Annotated in this window: 27 protein-coding genes and 4 pseudogenes; 20 read left to right on the top strand and 11 right to left on the bottom strand. The window is 67.7% G+C overall.

What is annotated here, in order from left to right; all coding sequences use genetic code 11:
• On the bottom strand, nt 1–502 hold a 502-nt coding region (locus FV222_RS02920), incomplete at its 3' end, for a putative sulfate exporter family transporter (RefSeq protein WP_147812938.1).
• A gap of 147 nt (nt 503–649) precedes the next feature.
• Nucleotides 650–1288: a 2,3-bisphosphoglycerate-dependent phosphoglycerate mutase gene (locus FV222_RS02915; RefSeq protein ID WP_147812937.1), complete on the bottom strand. Its 639-nt coding sequence runs from the start codon at nt 1286–1288 to the stop codon at nt 650–652.
• 322 nt (nt 1289–1610) lie between these two features.
• Between FV222_RS02915 and FV222_RS02910 the strand changes: the two genes are divergently transcribed.
• On the top strand, nt 1611–1817 hold the full coding sequence (locus FV222_RS02910; RefSeq protein ID WP_147812935.1) for a hypothetical protein: 207 nt from the start codon (nt 1611–1613) through the stop codon (nt 1815–1817).
• 110 nt (nt 1818–1927) lie between these two features.
• On the opposite strand, the gene FV222_RS02905 is transcribed toward FV222_RS02910, so the two are convergent.
• From FV222_RS02905 to FV222_RS02895, 3 genes are read right to left on the bottom strand one after another with little or no spacing between them, the layout of a single operon-like run.
• Nucleotides 1928–2647, bottom strand: a complete 720-nt coding sequence (locus tag FV222_RS02905; protein WP_147812934.1) for a cytochrome c biogenesis protein CcdA — start codon at nt 2645–2647, stop codon at nt 1928–1930.
• 6 nt (nt 2648–2653) lie between these two features.
• Nucleotides 2654–3043, bottom strand: coding sequence for a thioredoxin family protein (locus tag FV222_RS02900; RefSeq protein ID WP_147812933.1), 390 nt, complete (start codon nt 3041–3043; stop codon nt 2654–2656).
• Between the two features lie 44 nt (nt 3044–3087).
• Nucleotides 3088–3888 carry a pentapeptide repeat-containing protein gene (locus tag FV222_RS02895; protein WP_147812932.1) on the bottom strand — a complete coding sequence of 267 codons (801 nt, stop codon included), beginning with the start codon at nt 3886–3888 and terminating at the stop codon, nt 3088–3090.
• A gap of 210 nt (nt 3889–4098) precedes the next feature.
• Between FV222_RS02895 and FV222_RS02890 the strand changes: the two genes are divergently transcribed.
• On the top strand, nt 4099–4773 hold the full coding sequence (locus FV222_RS02890; protein ID WP_147812931.1) for a Crp/Fnr family transcriptional regulator: 675 nt from the start codon (nt 4099–4101) through the stop codon (nt 4771–4773).
• Between the two features lie 232 nt (nt 4774–5005).
• Here the strand turns inward: FV222_RS02890 and arsH are convergent, their stop codons facing one another.
• Nucleotides 5006–5755 carry an arsenical resistance protein ArsH gene (arsH, locus tag FV222_RS02885; protein WP_147812930.1) on the bottom strand — a complete coding sequence of 250 codons (750 nt, stop codon included), beginning with the start codon at nt 5753–5755 and terminating at the stop codon, nt 5006–5008.
• Between the two features lie 47 nt (nt 5756–5802).
• Between arsH and FV222_RS02880 the strand changes: the two genes are divergently transcribed.
• The 6 genes from FV222_RS02880 (at nt 5803) to FV222_RS02855 (ending at nt 10561) form a co-directional block, all read left to right on the top strand.
• Entirely contained in the window at nt 5803–6150 is a 348-nt protein-coding gene (locus tag FV222_RS02880) for a metalloregulator ArsR/SmtB family transcription factor (RefSeq protein WP_147812929.1), read from the top strand.
• Nucleotides 6150–6575: an arsenate reductase (glutaredoxin) gene (gene arsC, locus FV222_RS02875; protein ID WP_147812928.1), complete on the top strand. Its 426-nt coding sequence runs from the start codon at nt 6150–6152 to the stop codon at nt 6573–6575. Before FV222_RS02880 ends, arsC begins: the two co-directional genes overlap by 1 nt.
• A 36-nt stretch (nt 6576–6611) precedes the next feature.
• A complete protein-coding gene (locus tag FV222_RS02870) occupies nt 6612–7907 on the top strand; it encodes an arsenic transporter (RefSeq protein ID WP_147812927.1) in 1296 nt (431 codons plus the stop codon).
• Nucleotides 7908–7914: 7 nt separating this feature from the next.
• On the top strand, nt 7915–9087 hold the full coding sequence (locus FV222_RS02865; protein ID WP_147812926.1) for an MFS transporter: 1173 nt from the start codon (nt 7915–7917) through the stop codon (nt 9085–9087).
• Nucleotides 9088–9200: 113 nt separating this feature from the next.
• The gene (locus FV222_RS02860) at nt 9201–9587 is read left to right on the top strand and encodes a metalloregulator ArsR/SmtB family transcription factor (protein ID WP_147812936.1); all 387 of its coding nucleotides are present in this window, start codon (nt 9201–9203) and stop codon (nt 9585–9587) included.
• Nucleotides 9584–10561 (top strand): arsenic resistance protein, encoded by a 978-nt coding sequence (locus FV222_RS02855; protein WP_147812925.1) that lies wholly within the window; start codon nt 9584–9586, stop codon nt 10559–10561. The genes FV222_RS02860 and FV222_RS02855 overlap by 4 nt, the downstream gene beginning before the upstream one ends.
• 127 nt (nt 10562–10688) lie before the next feature.
• Here the strand turns inward: FV222_RS02855 and FV222_RS02850 are convergent, their stop codons facing one another.
• Nucleotides 10689–11102 carry a helix-turn-helix domain-containing protein gene (locus FV222_RS02850; protein ID WP_055959010.1) on the bottom strand — a complete coding sequence of 138 codons (414 nt, stop codon included), beginning with the start codon at nt 11100–11102 and terminating at the stop codon, nt 10689–10691.
• 44 nt (nt 11103–11146) lie between these two features.
• On the opposite strand from FV222_RS02850, the gene FV222_RS02845 reads away from it, so the two are divergent.
• The 7 genes from FV222_RS02845 to FV222_RS02815 all read left to right on the top strand — a co-directional run bounded on the left by FV222_RS02845 (nt 11147) and on the right by FV222_RS02815 (nt 18180).
• Nucleotides 11147–11584: a mercuric transporter MerT family protein gene (locus FV222_RS02845; protein ID WP_187273739.1), complete on the top strand. Its 438-nt coding sequence runs from the start codon at nt 11147–11149 to the stop codon at nt 11582–11584.
• Nucleotides 11585–11592: 8 nt separating this feature from the next.
• Nucleotides 11593–11823, top strand: a complete 231-nt coding sequence (locus FV222_RS02840) for a GDCCVxC domain-containing (seleno)protein (protein ID WP_147812923.1) — start codon at nt 11593–11595, stop codon at nt 11821–11823.
• Between the two features lie 286 nt (nt 11824–12109).
• Nucleotides 12110–12505 (top strand): hypothetical protein, encoded by a 396-nt coding sequence (locus tag FV222_RS02835; protein ID WP_055959004.1) that lies wholly within the window; start codon nt 12110–12112, stop codon nt 12503–12505.
• 81 nt (nt 12506–12586) lie between these two features.
• On the top strand, nt 12587–12991 hold the full coding sequence (locus FV222_RS02830) for a FixH family protein (RefSeq protein ID WP_147812922.1): 405 nt from the start codon (nt 12587–12589) through the stop codon (nt 12989–12991).
• Complete coding sequence (locus tag FV222_RS02825; protein WP_147812921.1) at nt 12988–14514, top strand: efflux RND transporter periplasmic adaptor subunit; 1527 nt, start codon at nt 12988–12990, stop codon at nt 14512–14514. The genes FV222_RS02830 and FV222_RS02825 overlap by 4 nt, the downstream gene beginning before the upstream one ends.
• On the top strand, nt 14511–17687 hold the full coding sequence (locus FV222_RS02820) for a CusA/CzcA family heavy metal efflux RND transporter (RefSeq protein ID WP_147812920.1): 3177 nt from the start codon (nt 14511–14513) through the stop codon (nt 17685–17687). The genes FV222_RS02825 and FV222_RS02820 overlap by 4 nt, the downstream gene beginning before the upstream one ends.
• A gap of 160 nt (nt 17688–17847) precedes the next feature.
• The gene (locus FV222_RS02815; protein WP_147812919.1) at nt 17848–18180 is read left to right on the top strand and encodes a four-helix bundle copper-binding protein; all 333 of its coding nucleotides are present in this window, start codon (nt 17848–17850) and stop codon (nt 18178–18180) included.
• 28 nt (nt 18181–18208) lie between these two features.
• Here FV222_RS02815 and cueR read toward each other — a convergent pair whose 3' ends face one another.
• Entirely contained in the window at nt 18209–18682 is a 474-nt protein-coding gene (gene cueR / locus FV222_RS02810; RefSeq protein ID WP_147812918.1) for a Cu(I)-responsive transcriptional regulator, read from the bottom strand.
• A gap of 137 nt (nt 18683–18819) precedes the next feature.
• On the opposite strand from cueR, the gene FV222_RS02805 reads away from it, so the two are divergent.
• Together FV222_RS02805 and FV222_RS02800 are read left to right on the top strand one after the other, a co-directional pair.
• Entirely contained in the window at nt 18820–19569 is a 750-nt protein-coding gene (locus FV222_RS02805; protein ID WP_147812917.1) for a glutaredoxin, read from the top strand.
• Between the two features lie 5 nt (nt 19570–19574).
• Nucleotides 19575–20318, top strand: a pseudogene (locus tag FV222_RS02800) (DUF4396 domain-containing protein).
• A gap of 92 nt (nt 20319–20410) precedes the next feature.
• Here the strand turns inward: FV222_RS02800 and FV222_RS02795 are convergent.
• On the bottom strand, nt 20411–20677 hold the full coding sequence (locus tag FV222_RS02795) for a hypothetical protein (RefSeq protein ID WP_147812916.1): 267 nt from the start codon (nt 20675–20677) through the stop codon (nt 20411–20413).
• 347 nt (nt 20678–21024) lie between these two features.
• Nucleotides 21025–21234: a hypothetical protein gene (locus FV222_RS02790; RefSeq protein ID WP_187273740.1), complete on the bottom strand. Its 210-nt coding sequence runs from the start codon at nt 21232–21234 to the stop codon at nt 21025–21027.
• A gap of 127 nt (nt 21235–21361) precedes the next feature.
• On the opposite strand from FV222_RS02790, the pseudogene FV222_RS02785 reads away from it, so the two are divergent.
• Both FV222_RS02785 and FV222_RS02780 read left to right on the top strand, forming a co-directional pair.
• A pseudogene (locus FV222_RS02785) lies at nt 21362–21703 on the top strand (transposase); the annotation flags it as partial.
• Nucleotides 21704–21796: 93 nt separating this feature from the next.
• Nucleotides 21797–22135 (top strand): annotated as a pseudogene (locus FV222_RS02780) (IS630 family transposase); the annotation flags it as partial.
• 257 nt (nt 22136–22392) lie between these two features.
• On the opposite strand, the gene FV222_RS02775 reads toward FV222_RS02780, so the two are convergent.
• Nucleotides 22393–23436 carry an IS110 family transposase gene (locus FV222_RS02775; protein WP_147812915.1) on the bottom strand — a complete coding sequence of 348 codons (1044 nt, stop codon included), beginning with the start codon at nt 23434–23436 and terminating at the stop codon, nt 22393–22395.
• A 69-nt stretch (nt 23437–23505) separates the two neighbouring features.
• On the opposite strand from FV222_RS02775, the pseudogene FV222_RS02770 reads away from it, so the two are divergent.
• Nucleotides 23506–24108 (top strand): annotated as a pseudogene (locus FV222_RS02770) (IS630 family transposase); the annotation flags it as partial.
• Nucleotides 24109–24765: the final 657 nt, after the last annotated feature.

The raw sequence follows: 24765 nt of genomic DNA, 5'->3' as shown, positions 1-24765 counted from the left end.
CGTCCTCGCCGTCGGCGCCGATCACCGGTGCCGTGGCCGCGATCGCCGAGTTGCCGCAGATCGAGTTCCCACAGGCCACGAGGATCGCCATGCGCGGATGCAGTCCGAGCGCTCGGCCGATGCCGTAACTCGACAGGATCGCCACGACGACGACGCCCGCGATGCCGAAGAGCAGGCCCGGTCCGGCGGCGAGGATCGTCGCGAGGCTGAGCGACGCGCCGAGTAGTACGACCGCGATCTCCAGCACGGTCTTGGCCCCGAAGGCGATGCCGGGAAAGAAACGCTGCGACGGTGTCCAAATGGTGCGGATCGCGCTGCCGAGCAGGATCGCGAGCACCAGGGCTTCGAGCCAGGCACGACCGAACAGATGCGCCTCGGCGGCTTCGAAGCCGATCGCTGCGGCGGTGACCGCCACGCAGAGGCCCAGTCCCGGAAGGATGGCTCTGATGCCGGCCACGGTACGCGTCGAACGAGAGTGGGAGAAAAGTCTGAGCGCGGACATGGATGGCTCCGATGTGATGCCAGAGGATCCCAGGTCCCGCTCATTCACTCCAACGGAATGATTGGATGCTTTTAATCACTGAAATAGATGAGACGAGGACCCCTTCAGAGTTTGCGGAGACGCATTGTGGGGGGCCGACAGCCGGATTCACCCGTCGATCCAGCGGGCCGTGATCGTCGTGTCCGCAGCAAGCTCATAGATCCTGACGGAGCCCGTCGCGAGTTCGAGGTGCTCGACCTCCGCGAGGCTCAGGTCTTCAAGCGCCATCACAAGCGCCCGCAGGCAATTGCCGTGGGCGACGACGAGCACGTCCCCGCACATGACCGCCGGCAGGATGGTTCGGAGGTAGCATGGCACGATGCGGGAGACGGTATCGCGCAGACTCTCACCGTTCGGCGGCGCCTCGGCGTAGGAGCGGCGCCAGGTCTCGATCCGCTCCGCCCCCCAGCGCGCATCGGCGGCGATCTTGTCGAACCCGCTGAGGTCGCCGTAGTCTCGCTCGTCGAGCGCGGCGAAGCGTTGAGGGACCAATCCGGGTTGCCCGAGCGCATCGAGAATAAGCCGGCCGCTCACGACGGCCCGCGTCAGCGTCGAGGTGAAGGCTGCGGAAAAGCGCCAGCTGCGCTCGGCCAAACGCCGCCCGGCTGCCTCGGCTTCCATCCGGCCCTGCTCGGTCAAGGGCGAGTCTAGCAATCCCGTGAACAGGCCGGATCGGTTGGCTACGCTCTGGCCATGCCGGACCAGCACGAGGCGTCGCGTGACCGGGGCTTTGCAATTGTGGATCACGCTGTCTCCCAAGGCAGAGCACTTCCGCGCCGCCTCCAATGAAGTCAGCATCCGACCCTAACGGAATTCGGCGCTGAGATGGGTTGGACCGTCCATCCGGAGTCGGCGGGTCATCCTAGGTCCGCTTAAGAACGTCTTGCGACTGAAAGCAGCCAAGCTGCTTCCCACCCACCCCAGTCTTGGGCCTCATTCCCAAAGTGCCCACAAGCGGACGTTCCGGGCTTCTGCAATGGGTCGGAAGCAGCCCCTCGCGGCGGGTACCAAGCGTCAGATTTCGACCACTAGCCTGCCTCTCGCAGCCAGCCGTACGTAACCTGCCCGAATGCCGGTGATCACCGACGCTAAGGGGGGATGCTGGTTAGAGAAATTCGAATGGCCTGCGTCCCTCAACAAGGACCTCTCCAAGGAGGATCTGCGGGCCGACGCGGGCAATCCAGTCCAGGTCCTCGGCATTTCGGACTTCAAGGCCCAGCTCGAAGAGCAGGTTGCGACGGGCACATACCAGAAGCTCACCGCCAGGGCCGCATGAAGACGCGGTGACGCCGGGAATGCGGCAATCATCCCCGTCGTACGTCCATCCCCGGTGTTCGTCTGCGACCGATCTGGTTCGCTCGTGCGGAGCCGGAGCGGTGCCCGACCTCAGAGGCGGGTGGTGAGGTTGGTGAGCCAAGCCGGAGAGGCGTTGACCAACGCGGTCTCCGCCGCCTTGTCGTAGCCCAAGGCGATCATCAGGCCCGTGGCCACGAGGATAAGGCCGAGCGCCGCCTTCAGCCCCTTGCCGAGCCCCATCATCCGGTCGCGCCAGCGCATCAACACCTCGCGTGAGAGCGTGCCGAGCAGCAGCAGCGGCAGGGCCGCACCAAGGCCGAACAGGAGCATGGTTAGGGCGACGATGCCGAGATCGCGCCCCTGGGAGGCGAGCAACGAGGCCGCCCCGAGGGTCGGGCCGACGCAGGGGCTCCAGACCGCCCCGAGCAGCACCCCGACGCCGAACTGGCCGAGGAGGCCGGCGGTCGAGAAGCCGCCGAACCGGCTCTCGGTCCAGTTGCTCACCGGACCGGCGGCCACGGCGAGCCGCGTCTGGGCCGCCGGGACCATCAGGACCAACCCGATCAGGATCAGCATGATGGCCGCGCCGGTCCGGAAGATGCCGGCGTCGAGGCCGATGGCGAAGCCGACCGTCGCCACGAACAGGCCGATGATCACGAACGACAGGGCCAGGCCGGCGGCGAGGGCAGCCGGGCCGAGCCTGTGCTCCGACGCCGCCGCGCCGAGCACCAGCGGCAGCAACGGCAGCACGCAGGGGGACAGCACCGAGAGGATGCCGGCGAGGAAGGCGAGGCCCAGGCTCGTGACCATGACGGCTCAGATAGCCTTGTCGAGGAGCGAGTAGATCGCTTCGGGCTTGGTCTCGCCGGCCGAGCGCCCGGTCTCCTTCTCGCCCTTGTAGGTGATGAGCGTGCTCTGCATCGTGGCACCGAACTTCTTGACCACGTCCTTGCGACTATCGAAGTCGACGTCGAACACCTGCAGGTCCTTGAACTTCGGGTCGGCTTCAAGCTTCACCAGGATCGGCTTCTGGGCGGCACAGGTGGTGCACCACGGGGCGGTGATGTGCACCAGGATCGGCTTGCCGGCCTTCTGGGCGGCCTCGAACGCGGCGGGCGTGTAGGTCATCTCGGCGGCTCCGGCGGCGGTGCCGAACAGCATGGGGGCGACGGCGAAGGCGGCAAGCAGGATGCGGCGGGTGGTCATGGATGATGTTCCCGTGATGGATGGCTGGGGGTGTAAGCGAGGGGTCAGTTCGAGACCTGCGTGATGGCGCGGTCGACGTTCACGCGGGCCGACCAGTCCTTGGCGCTGTCCTGGCCCTTGAGGTCGATGAGGCGGGCGGCGGTGACGTCGACGTTCTTGAAGTCGGCCCCGGCAACGGTCGCACCGGTGAGGTTCGCACCCGACAGGTCCGAGCCCATCAGAACCACGTCGGTCAGGTTCGCATCGGTGAGGTCGGCGTATTCGAGGCGCGAGCGCCCGAGGTTCGCGCCCTTCAGATTGGCGCCCTTGAGGTTCACCGAGACGAACACCGCTCGCATCAGGCCCATGGACTGGTTCTTGATGTCAGCGCCGCCCTTGAGTGCGACCAGCGTCGCCCCGGCCATGTTCGCGCCCTTGAAGTCGCCGATGGGCATCGACCGGCTGAGGTCAGCCCCGCTGAGGTTGGCGTCGCGGGCGGTGATGCCGAACATCTTGGCCCCGACGAGCTTGGCGCCCGAGAGGTCGGCCTTGATGAACCAGGCCTGCTCCAGGTTCGCACCGGACAGATCGGCGCCGCGCAGATTGGCCTTGTTGAGCCGGGCGGTGCGCAGGTTCGCGCCCTTGAGGTTCAGGCCCGACAGGTCGAGGCCGGCGAGCGCCTTGTCGGAGAGGTCGATGGGCTTGCCGTCCGCCTTGGCGATCAGCGCCTCGACGTCGGCCCTGGTCATCTCGGCCTTGGTCATGGCGGCCGAGCCCATGTCGGCGCCAAGGAGCAGGTCCTGCTCGGCATGGGCGGGGGCGGCCAGAAGGACGGAGGCGAGCAGAAGGGGGACGAGGCGGCGCATGGTTTCTCCCGTTGTTTCGCCCGGCCCGTCGGTAGCCTGCGCTTACTCGCGGTGTTGCCGAACGGTTTTTTGTTCAGTCGCGACAGTGATATGGAGGGACGAGACAACCGTCTGTGACCCAGGTCACCGAATGGCTGTGGATCCGAGGATAATGGTGCATCGTCCGGTTCATGGTGGCGTTCAATGACCGCCAGCCCGGGGAGGACGACCATGCAGAGCGCCCATCAGATCGAACGCTGGATCGAGCGCTTTCCGCTGGTCCGGGACTTCAGTGCCAGTCATCTCCAGATCGCCCGCGGCACGGTGAGCTTCCCCGTGCTCGAAGCCGGCGCGATTGCCTACGAGCTCCAAGGCCCTTGTGCGAACTACCTGATGTGCATCGACGGGCGCACCCGGGTGTTCCGCATGTCCGAGGGCGGCCGGGAGATGCTGATCTACAAGGTCGTGGCGGGCGGCACCTGCGTGCTGACCACGCAGTGCCTGCTTTCGGGAGGCGGCTTCCCGGCGCAAAGCATCGCGGAGGCCAGGACCGAGTTGGCGGCGTTGCCGGCCGACACCTTCCGCCAACTGATGCGCGAGAGCGTCGCCTTCAGGGACTTCGTCCTGAGCGACTACACCCGGCTCCTGTCGGGGATGTTCGACCTGATCGAGGAGGTCGCCTTCGCACCCCTGGAGCAGCGCCTGGCACGCCGGCTGCTCGTCGAGGCCGATGCCGACGGGATCGTCTGGAAGACGCATCAATCGCTGGCCTCGGACGTCGGGAGCGTCCGTGAGGTCATTAGCCGCCTCCTCGGAGAGTGGGCCGATGCCGGCCTGGTCGAGATCCGCCGGGGCCAGGTTCAGGTCATCGACCGCGCGTCGTTGGCTGCGGGCAGGCCGGACTAGGTCCCTGCCGGGGACGCTCCCCCTTGACGGTCGGGATGCGCACCCGCGCGAAGGACACCTCCGTCACGATGACGGACAGGGCTTTGGGGGACCGCGCGGACCGGTCCTAGATCTCGCGCAGCCACGATGAATCCGCGACGACGCCTCTCATTCGGAAGCGCTCGGAGAAGGCCAGGGTGACCCTTCCCGGCCCCCAATCCGGACGGTCGAGGAGCGCGACCGGATTTATCGGCTACTTGGATGTCTCGAACCCGATATCCGCCGCCACGGTCATCAGGCGCTCCGGCTCCCTCTCCTTGCGCTCCGAGTAGCGGTCTACGAGGTAGTTGGCCCGCTCGCGGGTCAGGAGCGTGAACTTGAACAGCTCCTCGCAGACGTCAACCACCCGGTCGTAGAGCGGCCCAGGCTTCATCCGCCCGGTCCCGTCGAACTCCTTGTAGGCCATCGGGACCGAGGACTGGTTCGGGATGGTGATCATCCGCATCCAGCGCCCGAGGATGCGCAGGCCGTTGACCGCGTTGAACGACTGCGACCCACCCGAGACCTGCATCACGGCCAGCGTCCGCCCCTGCGTCGGGCGAACGGACCCTTCTGACAGCGGCAGCCAGTCGATCTGGCTCTTCATGACGCCGGTCATGTTGCCGTGGCGCTCGGGACTGACCCAGACGTGCCCCTCGGACCAGATGGAAAGGTTTCTGAGCTCCTGCACCTTGGGGTGATCGGCGGTGGCGTCGTCGGGCAGCGGTAGGCCGTGCGCGTCGTAGATCCGCACCTCGCCTCCCATCGCCTCCAGCAGGCGCGCGGCCTCGTAGGCGAGGAAGCGGCTGAACGAGCGCTCCCGGAGCGACCCGTAGAGGATCAGGAAGCGCGGGGCGTGGGCGAACGGCGCCGCCACTTGCATGTCGGCTGCCGTCGGGACGACGAAGTGCCCCTCGCTCAGGTTCGGCAGGCCGTCGGCGAAGGGCTGTCGGGGCTTGTCCAAGGAGCTTCTATCCTCTACGTTTCAATGATGGTTGAGATATTGACATCATGATGGACGAACGGCAAGCCGTCGCTGCCTTCGCGGCCCTCGGGCAGGAGCATCGCCTGCGCATCGTGCGCCGGCTCGTCACCGCCGGGCCGGACGGCATGGCGGCCGGCATCCTGGCCGAGGCGGTCGGCATCTCGGGCACCAACCTGTCGTTCCACCTCAAGGAGCTCAGCCATGCCGGCCTCGTCACCTCGCGCCGGGAGGGCCGGTCGATCATCTACGGCGCCGCCTACCCGGACCTGTCCGAGCTCATCCAGTTCCTGATGCGCGATTGCTGCCAGGGCCGCCCCGAGGTCTGCGCCCCCGCCGTCGCCGCCCTGTCCGCCTGCTGCACGGAGACCGCCTGATGGACGTCGTGATCTACCACAACCCGGATTGCGGCACGTCCCGCAACACCCTGGCCCTGATCCGCAATGCCGGCATCGAGCCGCACGTGGTCGAGTACCTGAAGACGCCGCCGAACCGGCGGCTAGTGCGTCAGCTCGCCGACCGGGCCGGCGTCACGGTCCGCGACCTCCTGCGCGAGAAGGGCACGCCCTACGCGGAGCTCGGCCTCGCCGACGAAAGCCTGACGGACGACCAGCTTCTGGATGCCATCGCCGAGCACCCGATCCTGCTGAACCGACCCCTGGTGGTGAGCCCGAGGGGCGTCGCCCTCTGCCGCCCCTCCGAAGCGGTCCTCGACCTCCTGCCTTCCCAGCAGGGCGAGTTCGTCAAGGAGGACGGCGAGCGCGTCGTCGACGAGCACGGCCGGCGCGTCGCCACCGCCTGACCGCCCACAAACCATCAAGAACAAGAAACGGTCCCGATGCTCGCGCTCGCCATCTTCGTGGTCACCCTCGTCTTCGTCATCTGGCAGCCGAAGGGTTTTGGGATCGGATGGAGCGCCCTGATCGGGGCCGCCGTCGCACTCGCCACCGGGGTCATCCATCCCGGTGACATCCCGGTGGTCTGGCACATCGTCTGGGACGCCACCTTCACCTTCGTCGCGCTCATCATCATCTCGCTCCTGCTCGACGAGGCCGGGTTCTTCCACTGGGCGGCGCTGCACATCGCTCGCTGGGGCGGGGGTCGGGGGCGCTTGCTGTTTCCGCTGGTGATCCTGCTCGGGGCCGCGATCGCGGCGGTGTTCGCCAACGACGGAGCGGCCCTGCTGCTCACCCCCATCGTCCTCGCGATCCTGCTGCGGCTGGACTTCAAGCCGGCGGCGGCCCTGGCCTTCATCGTCGCCTGCGGGTTCGTCGCGGATTCCACCAGCCTGCCCCTGGTGATCTCGAACCTCGTCAACATCGTCTCGGCGAACTTCTTCGACATCACCTTCAGCCGCTACGCCGCCGTGATGGTGCCGGTGAACCTCGTCTCGCTCGCCGCGACCCTGGCGGTGCTGTGGCTGTTCTACCGGCGCGACCTGCCCACCCGCTACCCGGTGGCCGCGTTGGAAGAGCCCCGCCGCGCGATCAAGGACCCGCTGGTGTTCAGGGCGGCCTTCCCGCTCCTTGGGGTGTTGCTGATCGCCTACTTCGTCACGGCGCCGTTCGGCGTGCCGGTCTCGGTGGTCACCTGCGCCGGCGCCCTGGTGCTGCTGGCGCTGGCCAATCGCAGCCGGGTCATCCCGATCCGCAAGGTGCTCGCGGGCGCCCCCTGGCAGATCGTCCTGTTCAGCCTCGGCATGTACCTCGTCGTCTACGGGCTGAAGAACGCCGGCCTGACCGACTACCTGGCTCAGGGGCTGACCTGGCTCTCGGGTCACGGACCGTTCGTGGCCACCCTCGGCACGGGGGTCGCCGCCGCGATCCTGTCGTCGGTGATGAACAACATGCCGAGCGTGCTGGTGGGCGCGCTCTCGATCCAGCAGGCCCCGGACCTGTCGCCCCTGATGCGCGAGCTGATGGTGTACGCCAACGTCATCGGTTGCGATCTCGGCCCGAAATTGACGCCCATCGGCAGCCTGGCGACCCTGCTCTGGCTCCACGTCCTCGACACCAAGGGCCAGCGTATCACCTGGGGCCAGTACATGCGGGTGGGCCTGGTCATCACGCCACCGGTCCTCTTGGTCACCCTGGCGGCCTTGGCGGTCTGGCTACCCGTTCTCGGGGCCCGGTAGCGATCCGATGGCCCCGGCGCGCCGATGGCCCGTGATCTCGGCCCTGGGCGTCGTCCAGATCCTGACCTGGGGCTCCTCGTTCTACCTCCTGTCGGTGCTGGCCGCGCCGATGTCGAAGGATACGGGATGGCCCCTCCGCTGGGTTATCGGAGGGCTGTCCCTTGGCCTCCTCGTCGCGGGCCTCGTCTCGCCGCGGGTGGGAGCCTTCATCGGGGAGCATGGCGGGCGGCCGGTGCTGGCCTTCGCCGCCATCGCGCTGGCACTGGGCCTCATGGGCCTTGCCCTTGCCCCGAACCTCACGGCTTACCTCGCGGCCTGGCTCCTCGTCGGCCTCGGCATGGGCACCGGCCTGTACGACCCCGCCTTCGCCACGCTCGGGCGCCTCTACGGCGCCGAGGCAAGGCCCGCCATCACGACCCTGACCCTGTGGGGCGGCTTCGCCAGCACGGTGTGCTGGCCGCTCTCGGCCTTCCTGATCGAGCGGGTCGGCTGGCGCGGGACCTGCCTCGCCTATGCCGGGCTGCACCTCTCGGTCACGCTGCCGCTCGTCCTGCTCGCGATCCCCCGGCCCCCCGCGCATCCAGTCACGCGATCCGAAGGCGCGATCCCCGGCGTCCGGCTCGATGGCCGGGAGCGTCGTGCCTTCCTCCTCATGGCAGGGGTGTTGACCCTCGGCGGCACGGTGATGGCCATGGTCTCGGTGCACCTCATCACCCTGCTCCAGGCCCGTGGCGTGGCTCTCACCTCGGCCGTCGCCTATGGCGCCCTGATCGGACCGGCACAGGTGGGTGCGCGCATCGTCGAGATGGCCGGCAAGGGTCGGCACCATCCCCTCTGGACCCTGACCGCCGCCATGGTCCTGGTGGTCCTCGGGATCGCGATGCTGACGGCCGGCCTACCCTTGGTCGGGCTGGCGCTGGTCCTCTACGGGGCCGGCAACGGGATCTACTCGATTGCACGGGGTACGGTGCCCCTGGGCCTGTTCGGTCCCGAACGCTACGCCGCGCTCGTCGGCCGCCTCGCCCGCCCGGGGCTGGTGGCCCAGGCGCTTGCACCCTCCGTCGGAGCCTTGGTCCTGACCCACGCGGGCGCGGACGCGACCTATGCACTGCTCAGCGTGCTCGCCGTGGCGAACGTTGCGCTTGCCCTATCGCTCTGGCGTGTCCGGCCGCGAAGCTAGGAAAGCGGAGGCTGCCTGGGACGTCCGCCGTGATCCAGTCCGGATCCGGTCCTTGCCTCCGACCCGTCGTGAGCCTACTGACGCTTAAACGATTCCATAACGGTTTAAGTATCGTGCAGGAAAAGCAAGCGCTCGACGGCTTCGCGGCCATCGCGCAGGAAACCCGCCTCCGCATCATCCGCATGCTGGTGACCGCCGGGGCGAAGGGCATGGCCGCCGGTGCCATCACCGAGGCCATCGCAGGTGCCTCGGCGCCGCGCATCTCGTTCCACCTCAATCACCTGGAGAACGCCGGCCTCGTCGAGAGCCGCCGCGAAGGTCGCTCGATCATCTACAGCGCGATCTTCCCGGCCTTGTCCGACCTCGTCGCCTTCCTCATGCGCGATTGCTGCGAGGGTCACTGCGAGGTCTGCGACCGCGCCATCGACCTGTTCGCCAAATGCACCGGACGGCCCCAGCGGGTCGAGCAAGCCCCCAGGATCGGCTGCGAGGAAGCATGACCACCTTGCGCGACATCCTCGAAGGCCGGCAGATCCCGATCTACTTCGCCGCCATCGGCCTGGCCGTCGTCGTTGCGCTGATGGTCCCCGGAACCACGGCCCTGGACGTCGGGATCAACCCGGCCCTGGCGTTGATGCTGTTCGTCACCTTCCTCCAGGTACCCCTGCCCGAGTTGGGGAAAGCCTTTACGCGGGTCCGTTTCCTGGCGGCACTCCTCGCCACGAACTTCGTCGCGCTGCCGATCCTGGTGGCCTGCCTGATCCAGTTCCTGCCCGCCAATCCGATGCTGCGGCTGGGCGTGCTCATGGTCCTGCTCACGCCGTGCATCGACTACGTTGTCACCTTCGCCCACCTCGGCCGCGCGGACGCCAAGGTGCTGCTGGCCTCCACCCCGGCGCTGCTGATCGCGCAGATGCTGCTGCTGCCGGTCTACCTCAACGTCTTCCTCGGCGAGGACGCCGCCAGGTTCGTCCAGGTCGGTCCGTTCGTGCACGCCTTCGTCTGGCTCATCGCGGTTCCCCTCGGACTTGCTGCGGCCGTGCAGATCTGGGCCGCACGCAGCCGCACCGGCCAGCGGATCGCCGCCGGGCTCGGGCTTCTGCCGGTGCCGGCAACGGCCCTCGTCCTGTTCGTGGTGATCGCGTCCGTCCTGCCCCAGCTCGGGCCCGCCCTGGACGACGCCCTGCGGGTGGTCCCCGTCTACGTCGTCTTCGCCGTGGCGGCTCCGCTGCTGGGTTGGGCGGTCGGGCGCGCGTTCCGCCTGGATGCCCCCACCGTCCGCACGCTGGCCTTCAGCGCCGCCACGCGAAACTCCCTGGTGGTCCTGCCGCTGGCGTTTGCGGTTCCGGGTGCCGTGCCACTCCTGCCCGCCGTCATCGTCACGCAGACGCTGGTCGAGCTCCTCAGCGAACTCATCTACGTCCGCCTCATGCCAAGGTTCGGCGCCCCGGCATCCTCGCCGGTCGACGCCTAGGTCGACGGTCGTTCCACGGACGAGCGGCTGCGTGACCCCGCATCGCCACCCGCTTCCGGCCTCTTGGGACCAAGACAAGGACGACCGGCGGTCCCGTTCCACTGCTGGGTGTCGGATGGGCCGGCTTTCACATCGGTGCATCGAGCATATCGAGAACCGGGCAGGCCGGCGTCGGGGCGCCGCTGCACCGCTCCACGGTGTCGCTCAGGATGCGCTCAAGCCGCGCGAGACGGGCGAGCTTGGCGCGGACCTCGGCAAGGTGGGCGGCTGCGACGTCCCGGACCTCGCCACAGGACCGGTGCCCGGGCGCGGCCAACGCCAGCAGGGTCCGGATGTCCTCGATCCCGAAGCCCAATGCGCGAGCCTGACGGATGAACGCCAGGCGCCGGACATGGGCAGGATCGTAGGCCCTGTGACCGCCCTCCGTGCGAGCCGGCGGCGGCATGAGCCCGATGCGCTCGTAGTAGCGGACGGTCTCCAGGTTGATCCCGGCCGCCGCCGCGATCTGCCCTATGGAGAGACCTCGCGCACCCTTCGCCATTTTTCGCTTGATCCCGTAGTGGCTACGGGATGCAGGGTGGCACGATGATGATCGACACACCATCCATGGCGCCTCCCGCAAGACCCGCCTCACGTCCGCGGGACGGCCTGCCGATTCCCTCGGGAAGCTGGTTCGCCGGGCTGGGCACGGTCGCCGGGCTGGGTGCCCTGGCGGCCTCGTCCTGCTGCGCCCTCCCGGTGGCGCTTGCCGGTCTCGGCGCGACAGGGGCGGTTTTCGGAGGATTGGCCATGTTGGCTAGCATCCGGCCGATCCTGCTTGGCGGGGCCGCCCTGGCCCTCCTCATGGGTTGGGCGCTGTTCTTCCGTCGCGGGGCGACGGCATGCGACATGGCCGAATCATGTGCTCGCTCGGGGCCGTCATGGCGTACCCCTGGCCTTCTCGGGCTTGGGACGGCGCTGGTTGGTTTGGCGCTCGCGTGGGAACCATACCTTGAGCCCATCGTGCTCAAGGCGATGCGGTGAGGCGGACGATGCAGCTTCGGTCCACCCTGACCTGCCCGCACTGCGGTCATAGAGCGACGGAGACGATGCCGACCGACGCCTGCCAGTTCTTCTACGAGTGCACCGGCTGCGGCACGCTCCTGCGCCCGAAGGCGGGCGACTGCTGCGTCTTCTGCTCCTTCGGCGACGTCCCCTGTCCGCCCATCCAGGAAGCCCGCGAGAACGGCGGGTCCGCATCCTGCTGCTCGGGGTCCTCCTGATCTGCGGACCGGACAGGAGGCATACCCGCTTGGTCCCGGTCCGGGCATGGTGCCGTGCTGGACGATCCGTCCTCTCCCGGTCACGATCCGACGCTCGATGGAGCGCGTCCGATAGCCTCGGGTGCATGGCTCCGGGTCCCCGGGCGCGGGGCGTCCGGTCGTCGCGCGACACCTACGTCTTCCGTCCCGTGCCCGTCATCGCGAAACTCGCGCTCGTCGTATCCCCTTGGCGCGTCCGGTGGTCCCGTCCCTTCCTTGCCGGTCCGTGATGTGGCATCGTCGGACGGTGACCTTCTGGCTCGCCCTTCGCAGGCTGCTCCCGCTCCTGGCGGTCCTCAGCCTCGCCCTTGCGCCGGTGACCGCATCCGCGGCTGCCGCAGGCATGCGCGCGCCGACGGGCGTTCACGGTCACGCCATGGCGATGTCCGACGAGGCCATGGACGGCATGGCCGGGATGGCCATGGACGAGATGCCGTGCTGCCCCAAGGAGCGGCCGGACATGCCCGACTGCTCGAAGGGCTGCCCCCTGATGGCGCTTTGCCTGGCTAAGGTCGCCACCGGACTTCCGGTCGCCCTCGGACTTCCGGGTCGCGTCGCCCGCTTCGAGGGACCCACCTGGGCCGTCATCGCGTCCTTCGACAGCCTCTCGCAAGGGCCGCCCACCGAGCCTCCCCGAGCCTGAACCCGATGCCGCCGGCGTGAGCGCCGGCATGACGCCGCGCGTCCACGCGCGGCCCGCCATCGCGTTCAGGAGACAACACCCGTGACCCAGAAGCCTTTTCCGCGCGCCGTCTCGGCGGCGCTGCTCGGTGCCGCCCTGTCGGCGACCGCGTTCCCGGCGCTTGCCGACATCAAGGACTACCGCTTCGAGCTCGTGCAGCAGGAGGCCAAGGTCGGCGAGGCTGTCCTGTCGGTGCGTCTTCTCGATAAGCGCAGCGGCAAGCCGGTTCCCGACGCCGTGATCTTCGCCAAGCGCATCGACATGGCCCCCGACAGCATGGACGAGATGACCTCGAAGATCGAGCAGCTCCCCACGACCGAGCCGGGCGTCTACCGCTTCAAGGCGAAGCTCACGATGGCCGGCGGCTGGCGGCTGTCGCTCGGGGCCAAGGTCCAGGGCGAGACCGGCACGGTCGAGGACAAACTGGTCTTCAAGGCCCTCAAGTGAGCCGCGCGGCCTGGTTCGCCGGGACCCTCGCCGCACTCGCGGCGGGGGGCGCCGGCTATGTCGCGGGGCATGGGGAGAACCCCGTGCCGGCGCTCGCCGAGCGCGCCCGGACGGAGTTCGCCCGGTGGTCTCCGGCCCCCATGCCGGCCGCGCAGGCTACGCCCCCCGCGAAGGCGACCGGGCCGGTGGTCTACTACCAGGACCCGGACGGAAAGCCGGTTTACTCGCTGTCGCCGATGGCGACCGCGGATGGCCGGGAGTTCCGGGGGGTCCACGCCAGCGAGGACGTACGCTTCGACGAGCCGGATGCGGAGGAGGCCATGCCTGCCGACTTGGCCGGGCAGCGGATGGCCGGGCACGACATGGCCGGCCAGGACATGGGGAAGGCCGGGGACACGAAGGCCGCCGCGGGCGCCCGGCCCATACGCTACTACCGCAACCCGATGGGGCTGCCGGACACCTCGGCCACGCCCAAGAAGGATTCGATGGGGATGGACTACATCCCCGTCTACGAGGGCGAGGACAGCGACGGCAACGTCGTGACCGTCTCGCCCGGCAAGGTCCAGCGCACCGGCGTACGGACCGAGGTGGTCGAGCGCCGGGTGGTCGCCCAGCCCGTGCGCGTCCCCGGTACCGTCGCCCTCGACGAGCGGCGGGTGACGGTCATCGCGACACGCTCGGACGCCTACGTCGACCACGTCGAGAACGTCACGACGGGCGACCGCGTCCGCAAGGGGCAGGCGCTGGTCCACGTCTACTCGCCCGAGATCAACGCCGCGGCGGCCCAGCTCATCGCCAACCCTGGCTTCGACGGCGCGAGGCGGCGCCTGCGGAACCTGAACGTCTCCGAGGCCGTGATCGACGAGATGGAGCGCACCCGGAACGTGCCGATGGCCATCACATGGTCCTCGGCCCGGGACGGCATCGTCCTGCAGCGGACCGCCATCGAGGGCATGAAGGCCGCGGCCGGGGATACCCTGTTCCGGATCGGCGACATCTCCACCATGTGGGTGCTGGCCGACGTGCCGGAGCGCGACCTTTCCAACGTCCGCGTCGGGCAGGCCGCCACGATCCGCCTGCGCTCGGCCCCGGGCCGCACCTTCACCGGCAAGGTCGGGACGATATACCCGCAGGTGAACCCGGAGACCCGGGCCACACGGGTGCGCATCGAGCTCCCGAACCCGGACGGCACCTTGCTGCCGGACATGTACGCCGACGTCGAGATTGCGACGGGGGACGCCAAGCCGGTCGTGGCCGTGCCCGACGACGCCGTCATCGACACCGGCGAGCGACAGGTCGTGCTGATCGACCGCGGCGAGGGTCGCTTCGAGCCCAAGGCCGTGAAGGTCGGCGTGCATGGCGGTGGCTACACCCAGATCCGCGACGGCGTCTCGACCGGCGATCGGGTGGTGACCTCGGCCAACTTCCTGATCGACGCCGAGAGCAACCTGAAGGCGGCACTGCAAGGCCTGGCGCCTCCCAAGGACGACCGCCAGGCCGCCGACGCGGGAGCGACGCCATGATCGCGCGCCTCATCGGATGGTCGGCCCGCAACCTCGTCCTGGTTCTGGTGGGCACCGTGTTCGCCGTCGCGGCAGGCGTCCTGTCGCTGCGGACCCTGCCGCTCGACGCCATCCCCGACCTCTCGGACGTGCAGGCCATCGTCTACACGGAGTACCCGGGGCAGGCCCCCCAGGTCGTGGAGGATCAGGTCACCTACCCGCTGACCACCGCCATGCTGACGGTGCCGAAGGCCAAGGTGGTGCGCGGCTTCTCCTTCTTCGGGGTGTCGTTCGTCTACGTCATCTTCGAGGACGGCACCGACCCGTACTGGGGCCGCTCGCGGGTGCTGGAGTACCTCAACGCGGCGGCGAGCCGCCTGCCGGCGGGCGTGACCCCGACGCTCGGCCCCGACGCCACGGGCGTGGGCTGGGTCTACCAATACGTGGTGGTGGCCAAGGAACGGACGCTCGCCGAGCTTCGCTCCCTGCAGGACTGGGTGGTCCGGTTCGGGGCCTCGCGTGCCGAGGGCGTCGCCGAGGTCGCCGGTGTCGGCGGCTTCGTGAAGCAGTACAACGTCGTGGTCGACCCGAACCGGCTTCGTGCCCAGGGCATCTCCCTCAACAAGCTCCGGGACGCGATCCGGTCGAGCAACGCCGACGTCGGTGGCCGCACGGTCGAGCTCTCCGAGTTCGAGTTCATGGTCCGCGGGCGCGGCTACCTGAGGGGCGTCGCCGACATCGAGAACATCGTCCTCAAGACCGCGGGCGGCACGCCGCTGCGGGTGCGGGACGTCGCCCGGGTCGAGCTCGGCCCGGACGAGCGTCGGGGCATCACCGAGATGAACGGCGAGGGCGAGGTCGCCGGCGGCATCGTCCTGCAGCGCTTCGGCGCGAACGCGCTGAACGTCATCGAGGGCGTCAAGGCGAAGCTCGCGGAGGTGGCGAAAAGCCTTCCCGCGGGCACCGAGATCCTGCCGGTCTACGACCGTTCGCAGCTCATCGACGCGGCCATCGACACCCTGCGGCACACGCTGGTCGAGGAGAGCGTCGTCGTCTCGCTCGTCTGCATCGTCTTCCTGCTGCATGTGAGGAGCGCGCTCGTCGCCATCCTGATGCTGCCGGTCGGGATCCTGATGGCGTTCGTCGGCATGCGAGCCCTGGGTCTCGGCGCCAACATCATGAGCCTGGGCGGCATCGCCATCGCGGTCGGCGCCATGATCGACGCGGCCATCGTGATGATCGAGAACGCCCACAAGCACCTGGAACGGGCGCCACCGGACAAGCCCCGGGTCGAGATCCTGGTCGAGGCGGCGTCCGAGGTCGGCCCGTCCCTGTTCTTCTCGCTCCTCATCATCACGGTCAGCTTCCTGCCCATCTTCACCCTGGAGAGCCAGGAGGGCCGCCTGTTCGGTCCGCTGGCCTTCACCAAGACCTTCGCCATGGCGGCGGCCGCGATCCTGTCGGTGACCTTGGTCCCCGCGCTGATGGTGCTGTTCGTGCGGGGCCGGATCATCCCGGAGCACAGGAACCCGCTGAACCGGCTCCTGATCTGGCTCTACCGGCCGCTGATCGCGGGCGTGCTGCGGGCGCGGGTCCTAACCGTCCTGCTCGCCCTAGGCGTCCTCGCGGCGACCGTCTGGCCGGCCCGTCAGCTCGGCTCGGAGTTCATGCCCGACCTCAACGAGGGCACGCTGATGTACATGCCGACCACCCTGCCGGGCCTGTCGGTGACCAAGGCCGGCGAGCTCCTCGCAACCCAGGACCGCATCATAAAATCATTCCCGGAGGTGGCCTCAGTCTACGGCAAGGCGGGCCGCGCCAACACCGCGACCGACCCGGCGCCGATGGAGATGTTCGAAACGGTCATCGCGCTGAAGCCGCCGTCCGAGTGGCGGCCGGGCGTGACGCTGGCGAGCCTCAAGGCCGAGATGGACAAGGCGCTGCAGTTCCCGGGCGTGTCGAATGCCTGGACGCAGCCGATCCGCGCCCGAATCGACATGCTCTCGACCGGCATCCGCACCCCGGTCGGCATCAAGGTGCTAGGAACGGACCTGAAGGAGATGGAAGGGGTCGCCCGCCAGGTCGAGGCGGTGGTGCGCAACGTGCCGGGCACGTCCAGCGCCTACGCGGAACGGGTCATCGGCGGCTACTTCCTCGACATCACGCCGGACCGGGAGGCGCTCGGGCGCTACGGGCTGATGGTCGGGGACGTGCAGGACGTCATCGCCACGGCGCTTGGCGGCCAGAGCGTGACGAACACCGTCGAGGGACGCGAACGCTACACCGTCAACGTCCGCTACCCCCGGGCCTTCCGGTCCGATCCGCGGGCCATCGCCGACGAGGTGCAGGTGCCACTCCCGGCCGGGGGCACGGTGCCGTTGCGCGAGGTCGCCAAGGTCGAACTCACCCGGGGCCCGACCTCGATCCGCACGGAGAACGGACAGCTTGCGGTCTACATCTTCGTCGACATCAATGGGCGCGACCTGGGCGGCTACGTCGCCGACGCGCGGGCCGCGGTCGACAGCGAGGTCAAACTCCCACAGGGCACGACCCTGCAGTGGAGCGGTCAGTACGAGTACCTGGAGCGGGCCGCGGCGCGCATGACGGTGGTAGTGCCGCTGACGCTGCTCGTCGTGTTCCTGCTGCTGTTCATCAACTTCCGCCGCCTGACCGAGACGCTCATCGTCATGCTGTCGCTGCCGTTCGCCCTGGTCGGCGGCATCTGGCTGATGTGGTGGATGGGCTTCAACATGTCGGTGGCGGTGGCGGTGGGCTTCATCGCGCTCGCCGGCGTCGCGGCCGAGACCGGGGTGATCATGCTGGTCTACCTCGACCATGCCCTCGACGAGGTCCGGGCCGCTTGCGCACGCGAGGGGCGGCCCCTGTCCCGCGAGGATCTGCGGCGGGCGATCATGGTCGGCGCGGTCGAGCGGGTGCGCCCGAAGATGATGACGGTGACCGCCATCATGGCGGGCCTCATTCCGATCCTGTGGAGCACGGGCGCCGGCTCCGAGGTCATGCAGCGCATCGCCGTGCCGATGATCGGCGGGATGGTGTCCTCGACCGTGCTGACGCTCGTGGTGATCCCCGCCGTCTACGGACTCGTGAAGGGATGGGGCCTGTCCACGGCCGCCGAGACGCCGGCGAGTGGCTCCCCGGCCGAACGACCGGCTTGCCGCGAGGCGGCGGAGTAGGCGCCTGCGGACGGATTAAAAATCCCGGCCAAGAAGAAAGGAACTTATTAGAACGAACTATAGCGGCCTGAGTTGACAGAATGAGCAGGACAATACTGGAGGCATATTGTCACCCAGTGCTGATGCTCGTCTCTTTTTGTCTAACATCAAGGAGCTTCACATGGGCAATATGTCGAGCGAGATGCAGTCCTGCATCGACGAATGTCTTCGCTGCTATCAGACCTGCCTCGGCATGGCCTCGAACCACTGCCTCCCGGCGGGCGGCAAGCACGTCGAGCCCGAGCACTTCCGCCTGATGCTGGCCTGCGCCGAGATGTGCCGGACGTCGGCGCACTTCATGCTGATCGGGACGAGGCATCACAAGCACACCTGCGCCGAGTGCGCCGACGTCTACGAGGACTGCGCCCGAAGCTGCGAGCAGGTAGGCGACATGCAGCATTGCGTCGAGCAGTGCCGCCGCTGCGCCGAGAGCTGCCGGAAGATGGCCGCCTGATCGAAGCGCCGCCGGAGCCGGTTCGGGCTCAGTGACCGGCCACGGCCTTCCGACGCGGTGCGGGGGGCGGCATCGCCCCCTGGGAGCCGCCCGGATGGCAGGCCGGGACGTTCGCCCCGGTCTCCAGGCTGGCGATGATCGGGCAGTCCGGCCGGCCGTCGCCGTCGCAGGCGTCTGCCAGGGACCGCAGGGCGTCGGCCATCTCGTTCAGTTGGCGGGCCCGCTGTTCGAGTTCCGTGACATGGGCCCTCGCGATGGCCTTCACGTCGGCGTTGCTGCGGTCGGGGTCGCTCCAGAGCCCGAGCAGCACCCGGATGCGGTCCAGCGAGAAGCCCAGGTCCCGGGCGTGCCGAATGAAGCCGAGCCGGTGCAGGTCGGCGGTCCCGTAATCGCGGTAGCCGCTGTCGCGACGGTCCGCCGGGGGCACGAGCCCGATGCTTTCGTAGTGCCGGATCATCTTGGCCGAGACCCCCGAGGCCCGGCTCGCCTCGCCGATGTTCATCGTGAGAGCCCCTCCGTTGACCTTCCCATGATGGGAAGGTCCAGGAAGGTGCGCAAGCCCAATCGGCCGCGACCGATCCGTCGTTTCCACGGCAACGAGCGGACGGCATCCCGGCCAGACAACCCACGGAGTTTCCGATGCAAGCCACCGCGTCCCGCAAGGCGGTCCTGTACCGCATGATGATGCCGCAGCACATTTGCCCGTACGGCCTGAAGGCGAAGGACCTCCTCGAACGCCAGGGCTTCCAGGTGGAAGACCACTGGCTGACCACCCGCGAGGAGACCGACCGCTTCAAGGCCGAGCACGGGGTCAAGTCGACGCCCCAGACCTTCATCAACGACGAGCGCGTCGGGGGTTTCGACGACCTCAGGCGGCATTTCGGCCAGGCCGCCAACGACCCGAACGCAACGACCTACACGCCGGTCGTGGCGGTGTTCTCGATGACGGCGCTGATGGCGTTGGCAGTGAGCTACGCCGTGTACGGCACGCCCCTGACCGTCAGGGCGGCCGAGTGGTTCATCGCCTTCAGCATGTGCGTCCTCGCCCTCCTCAAGCTCCAGGACGTCGAGACCTTCTCGTCGATGTTCCTCGGGTACGACCTGCTGGCCAAGCGCTGGGTGCGCTACGCCTACGCCTATCCGTTCCTGGAGGGCATCGCCAGCGTCCTGATGGTGGCCGGCGCCCTGAACTGGCTGTCGATCCCCGTGGCCCTGTTCATCGGCACCATCGGCGCGGTCTCGGTGTTCAAGGCGGTCTACGTCGACAAGCGCGAGATCAAGTGCGCCTGCGTCGGCGGATCGAGCAAGGTGCCGCTTGGCTTCGTCTCGTTGACCGAGAACGTGATGATGGTCGCCATGGCCGTCTGGATGCTGGCGATGGGGCATTGAGCGGCATGGCCACGACGTTCCCCGCCTGGCTCCACGCGCTCTCGATCCTGGCCCTGCTGCTCGGGGCCGCCTGCTCGTTGCTGCTGTCGGTGCAGGTCATTCGGCATCCGCAGCACATGACCGTGATGAACGTGGTCTGGCCGGTCAGCTCCCTGTTCGGCACGGTGGTCGTGGTTTGGGCCTACTTTCGCTATGGCCGCCTCGCGACCATGGAGGCGCATCACCGCGCGATGGAGCGGGACGAGAAGCCGCCGAACATGACGCAAACGCCGTTCCCGGTGATGGTGGGCAAGGGCGCGCTCCACTGCGGCAGCGGCTGCATGCTGGGCGACGTCGCCGCCGAGTGGCTCGCCTTCCTGGCGCCGGTGGTGGCGGTCTGGTTCGGCTGGCAGTCGCTGTTCGAGGAGAAGATGTACGCGGTCTAGGCGCTGGACTTCGTCTTCGCCTTCGGGCTCGGGATCGTGTTCCAGTATTACGCCATCGTCCCAATGCGGGGGCTCTCCCCCGGCCAGGGCATCGTTGCCGCGCTCAAGGCCGACACCTTGTCGCTGATCGCCTGGCAGGTCGGCATGTACGGCTTCATGGCGTTCGCCCAGTTCGTCGTGTTCCCGCACCTTGCCGGGGAGCGCGCGCCGGTGAACTCGGTCGAGTTCTGGTTCGCCATGCAGGTCGCCATGGTCGCCGGATTCCTGACCAGCTACCCGGTGAACTGGTGGCTCGTCGGCTCCGGCATCAAGGAGCGAATGTAAGTTCGCTCCCGCAAGCCCGTGCGACCTGCTTGCCTTGAGGTCCGTCGTTTCAATCGAGAAAAAATAAGGGGCCCCGAAGGGCCCCTGGACGATCACATGCGGTGGTGGCGATGACCATGACCGTGGCGCATCATGTGGCCGCGGTGGTGATGGTGGCGCATCATGTGGCGGTGCCCGTGACGATGGCGCATCATGCGGCCGTGGCCGCGGTGACCGTGCATGCCGTCCATACGGACGTCGACGACGTTGGTCGTGGCATCGACGGCGCCGACCATGCCGGGAGCGGCGGACGCAGGTGCGGCGATGCCGATGGCGCCGAGCGCAGCCAGGGCGGCGACGGCGAACAGGGACTTCCTCATCTGGCTTCCTCTCAGGTTGTTGGTGGCCTGGATCGGGTCAGAGACCAATCCGGCGACACCTGTGAACGGCCATGCTTCCAGGACCGTTCCGCGAGGTGCGTACTCCTGGGCCGAGCATGGATAAGGGAACGTTCTTCCCACGGTTGCTTCGGCCCCGCGGGCCCTCGCGCCGACTTGGGTCGCCGCCCGCCTCGACGGGGCGCCGGCTCGACCGGATCACCCGTCCTCGCCCCTCTTCCGCATGCACTTGCGGGATCGTCCGAACGGTGACGGCGCAGGCGCCGCGCGTCCCGGACGTCGAAGGACGCGTCCGGGCCTCCGGGGAACATCCCCTCGCGTCCCTTCCGTCATCCGGCGCGTGCGGGCCACTGCCGATGGAGGTCGTCGATGACGAAGGCGTGCGCATGGCGCTTGCCCTGGTGAAGGTGCGGGTGCCCTTGAGCGAGGTCGGCATGGGCATGCTCGATCACGTCGGGATCGGCAGCCGGCCACGTCCAAGCCGCCGCCGCAACCCCGGCGATCGTCAGGGCACCGAGGACCGCGAGCGTCGCCGGCATTCCGACCGATGCGCCGAGCCAACCCGCGAGCGGATAGGAGACTGTCCGACGTCAGCACCTGTGGGACAGAATGAGGGTCTACACGAACGGAGGATGGCTGGTTCATCGTAGCCCCTGAGGAGCGAAGATGAAGCAGACATCCGGACCGGCCAAGAAGCCGGCAGAAGCGGTGATCAAGGACATTCGCCGGGCCACACGTCGGCAGTTCTCGTCCGAGGAGAAGATCCGCGTGGTGCTGGAAGGCTTGCGTGGCGAGGACAGCATTGCCGAGTTGTGCCGACGTGAGGGGATCGCCGCCTCGATGTACTACGGCTGGTCCAAGGAGTTCCTGGAGGCTGGCAAGAAGCGCCTGTCCGGCGACACGTCTCGTGCGGCCACCACGGATGAGGTGCGGGATCTCCGTCGCGAAGCGGGGGCGCTGAAGGAGGTCGTAGCTGATCTCATTCTGGAGAACCGGTTGCTCAAAAAAACTAGTGCGTTTTCGGTTTGGGCTGATTCGACTGATTGGGGTTCACGCAGCGGCGTCGGGCTGATTCACTGATCGCTCTTGAGGGAGCGATGCATGGGACGGCCCTACAGCCAGGATTTGCGCGAGCGTGTGGTGGCAGCGGCCGCAACGACGTCGCGTCGGCAGGCGGCGGCGCGCTTCGGGGTCGGGATCGCGACCTCGATCCGCTGGATGGCCGCGCTGACGACGACCGGGACGGTGGCCGCTCGTCCGCAAGGACGGGCGCGCCGCTCGAAGCTCGATCCGCACGAGGCGTTCCTGCGCGCGCTGATCGACGCAAAGGACGACATCCCCCTGGAAGAGATGCGCGCCCGCTTGCGGGACGAGCACGATCTCACGATCGGGCTGGGCACCCTGTGGAGCTTCCTCGACGCACGCGACCTCACGTACAAAAACGTATGGCCCGCCCCATCTGCAAGCGGCATGTGCGAGGTGATCTGACCGGTCTGCGCCAACGTATCCGGTCTCGGGGGCGTGCCCCGGCCAAGATGGAGTTCCGCACACCCTGGTCCTCATAAAAGACACGGCGTCGAGCGCCATATTTTGTGCCAGGATCACAGGGTGCCGGTTCAACCGTCAGGCCATCTCGCTTCCACCGCCCGCAGACATCGTCGATCGCCGGGCCGGGCCGCCCTGGCGATCGATCTCGTTTAGGCCGCCACAGGCTGGCTGACCCTGGCCGCGTAGCCCTCGCCGGAGCGGAGTACCGCCCATGCGATCCTGGCCAACTTGCCGGCGAGCGCCACGACGACCTTGTTCTTGTGAGCACGGCCGACGAGGCCACGCAGCCACTCGCCGATCAGGGTCTGGCCTGCCGAGAGCGACGGCAGAGCCGCCCGCGCCCCGTGGATCAGGAGCGTGCGCAGGTAAGTGTTGCCCCGCTTCGTGATGCCGAGGAGCCTTGGTTTGCCGCCGGTCGTCGCTTGCCGCGGTACCAAGCCCAGCCAAGCCGCGAGATCACGACCGGATCGGAATGTCTCGCCCGTGCCGATTGCGGCAACCAATGCGGTCGCGTTCAGCGCCCCGAACCCTGGAATGCTGACGAGGCGCCGTGCGGCCTGGTCCTCGCGGGCCCTGGCTACGAACTCGGTCGTCAGCGCAGCAATACGGCGATCCAGCTCGCCCCATTCCAGGCGCATGTCTTCGATGAGGAGACGAGTGCGCGGACTTAAGGTCGAGGGTGGCTCGATCGCGGGATCGAGCATCTCCGTTAGAAACCTCTCAAGCTGCTGACGGCCCTTTGCGACTACAATACCCCGTTCCAGGAGCACGGCGCGCAGCTGGTTGATTAATGCCGTCCGCTGTCCAACGAGGCGCGTCCGGGCACGATGAAGGATCTGCGCGTCCAGCTGCGCCTCGCTCTTCAACTCGACGAAGCGCATTGTCGGCCGGGTCGCAGCCTCTGCGATCGCTTCCGCATCCCGCTCGTCGTTCTTCTGCGCTTTGACGTAGGGCTGGACGTACTCCGGCGACATGAGTCGGACCTCGTGGCCCTGCTCCCGCAGGACGTGGCCAAGGTGGTGAGCGCCGCAGCACGCCTCCATCGCCATCGTGCAAGCCGGCAGTTTGGCGCCCAGCCGGACAACGCCGTCTCGCGTGAGTCTCCGCCGAAGGACGACACGGCCCGTCTCGTCGAAACCCGCGACGCTGCAGCTATTCTTACCGAGATCGATACCCAACACGGTGATCGCCATCGCTCTCTCCTCTCCCCAGACCACGTCAGCTTAGCGCCGACGCCGAAGGAGGAGCGGGCCATCCCATAAAAGACAGCGCACGCCGCCGAGCAGGACCGCCCGGACGTGAAGGTGGCGCGCGAGGCGTGGTTCGAGGGCCAGCCCGACCTCGACCCTGCGCGCCTTGTTTTCCTCGACGAGACCTGGACCGCCACCAACATGGCCCGCCTGCGCGGACGCTCCCCGCGCGGCGAGCGGCTGCGCTCGCCCGTGCCGCACGGCCATTGGAAGACCACGACCCTGGTCGCCGGCCTGCGCCTGTCCGGGATCGCTGCGCCCTTCGTGCTCGACGGGCCGATCAACCGCGAGGCCTTCCAGGCCTACGTCGATCAGGTCCTGGTGCCCGAACTCACCCCAGGCGACATCGTCGTCATGGACAACCTCGGCAGCCACAAGGGACCGGCCGTGCGGGCGGCGATCGAGGCGGCCGGTGCGCGGCTTCTGTTCCTCCCGCCCTACAGCCCCGACTTCAACCCGATCGAGATGGCCTTCTCGAAGCTGAAGGCCCTGCTGCGAAAGGCGGCCGAACGCACCGTCGAGGGTCTGTGGTCGGCCATCGGAGGCCTCGTCGACACCGTCACCCCGGACGAGTGCACCAACTTCTTCGCCGCTGCAGGATACGAACCAGATTAAACCGAAAACGCTCTAGGACCAAAGGGCTTCGCTCTTTGATATTATTTCATCGGACTTATTACGACATTAAAATCTTGGTCTATGCTTAATACATAATCGGTCGGAACGTAAAATGATCCGACGGTTGCATCAGAACAAGTCACCCTCACGGCGTATCCATTTCCACTCTTACCCAGGAAAGTCGCACTCGTTGCTATTGGGCAAGAGTATGTTTCAGATCTAATTAAAGCTCCAAAAGCTCGAAGTTGATCTTTTGTTGCTGGATCATCCGCTGGCGGGTTATTTTCCGTCAGGAGAAAAGCACAAATTACGACCATATTTTGCATGAAGACGCTCATCACCCATGCCCTCGCGTCTGCTCTTCGCCTCCAATAGCGCCCCCTGCCCTCGCCGACGAAATACCGCTTGCGGTACATCCGTTGTCGACGGTCGGTTAGGCGGCGCTCCACTGATCCTACCCAAACAGCAGGAGGCGAAACAACGCCCGCTTACAGGCAGACATGGAGACGGACTCAGCCGACGCGTTGGGTCGCGGCCCGTGCGTCCGCTCTACGACCGGGATGTGTGGTTTGCCGCCCGTCTGCTTTCGTTAGTCAAGTTTAAAATTCGAACACCTGCTTAGGCCGCAAACCTTACAAGGCTGACGTTATTGGGGGG

The organism is Methylobacterium sp. WL103, from assembly GCF_008039885.1.
Lineage (GTDB): Bacteria > Pseudomonadota > Alphaproteobacteria > Rhizobiales > Beijerinckiaceae > Methylobacterium > Methylobacterium cerastii.
Note: the sequence above shows the minus strand (reverse complement) of the source record. Positions and strands in the feature narration are given on the sequence as shown.

What these genes read in the sequence shown, in the direction of transcription:
- FV222_RS02910 (WP_147812935.1), top strand. Translation starts at nt 1,611, where the DNA reads ATGCCGGTGATCACCGACGCTAAGGGGGGATGCTGGTTAGAGAAATTC.
- FV222_RS02905 (WP_147812934.1), bottom strand. Translation starts at nt 2,647, where the DNA reads ATGGTCACGAGCCTGGGCCTCGCCTTCCTCGCCGGCATCCTCTCGGTG.
- FV222_RS02900 (WP_147812933.1), bottom strand. Translation starts at nt 3,043, where the DNA reads ATGACCACCCGCCGCATCCTGCTTGCCGCCTTCGCCGTCGCCCCCATG.
- FV222_RS02895 (WP_147812932.1), bottom strand. Translation starts at nt 3,888, where the DNA reads ATGCGCCGCCTCGTCCCCCTTCTGCTCGCCTCCGTCCTTCTGGCCGCC.
- FV222_RS02890 (WP_147812931.1), top strand. Translation starts at nt 4,099, where the DNA reads ATGCAGAGCGCCCATCAGATCGAACGCTGGATCGAGCGCTTTCCGCTG.
- FV222_RS02880 (WP_147812929.1), top strand. Translation starts at nt 5,803, where the DNA reads ATGATGGACGAACGGCAAGCCGTCGCTGCCTTCGCGGCCCTCGGGCAG.
- arsC (WP_147812928.1), top strand. Translation starts at nt 6,150, where the DNA reads ATGGACGTCGTGATCTACCACAACCCGGATTGCGGCACGTCCCGCAAC.
- FV222_RS02870 (WP_147812927.1), top strand. Translation starts at nt 6,612, where the DNA reads ATGCTCGCGCTCGCCATCTTCGTGGTCACCCTCGTCTTCGTCATCTGG.
- FV222_RS02865 (WP_147812926.1), top strand. Translation starts at nt 7,915, where the DNA reads ATGGCCCCGGCGCGCCGATGGCCCGTGATCTCGGCCCTGGGCGTCGTC.
- FV222_RS02855 (WP_147812925.1), top strand. Translation starts at nt 9,584, where the DNA reads ATGACCACCTTGCGCGACATCCTCGAAGGCCGGCAGATCCCGATCTAC.
- FV222_RS02850 (WP_055959010.1), bottom strand. Translation starts at nt 11,102, where the DNA reads ATGGCGAAGGGTGCGCGAGGTCTCTCCATAGGGCAGATCGCGGCGGCG.
- FV222_RS02845 (WP_187273739.1), top strand. Translation starts at nt 11,147, where the DNA reads ATGATGATCGACACACCATCCATGGCGCCTCCCGCAAGACCCGCCTCA.
- FV222_RS02840 (WP_147812923.1), top strand. Translation starts at nt 11,593, where the DNA reads ATGCAGCTTCGGTCCACCCTGACCTGCCCGCACTGCGGTCATAGAGCG.
- FV222_RS02820 (WP_147812920.1), top strand. Translation starts at nt 14,511, where the DNA reads ATGATCGCGCGCCTCATCGGATGGTCGGCCCGCAACCTCGTCCTGGTT.
- FV222_RS02815 (WP_147812919.1), top strand. Translation starts at nt 17,848, where the DNA reads ATGGGCAATATGTCGAGCGAGATGCAGTCCTGCATCGACGAATGTCTT.
- cueR (WP_147812918.1), bottom strand. Translation starts at nt 18,682, where the DNA reads ATGAACATCGGCGAGGCGAGCCGGGCCTCGGGGGTCTCGGCCAAGATG.
- FV222_RS02805 (WP_147812917.1), top strand. Translation starts at nt 18,820, where the DNA reads ATGCAAGCCACCGCGTCCCGCAAGGCGGTCCTGTACCGCATGATGATG.
- FV222_RS02795 (WP_147812916.1), bottom strand. Translation starts at nt 20,677, where the DNA reads ATGAGGAAGTCCCTGTTCGCCGTCGCCGCCCTGGCTGCGCTCGGCGCC.
- FV222_RS02790 (WP_187273740.1), bottom strand. Translation starts at nt 21,234, where the DNA reads ATGCCGGCGACGCTCGCGGTCCTCGGTGCCCTGACGATCGCCGGGGTT.
- FV222_RS02775 (WP_147812915.1), bottom strand. Translation starts at nt 23,436, where the DNA reads ATGGCGATCACCGTGTTGGGTATCGATCTCGGTAAGAATAGCTGCAGC.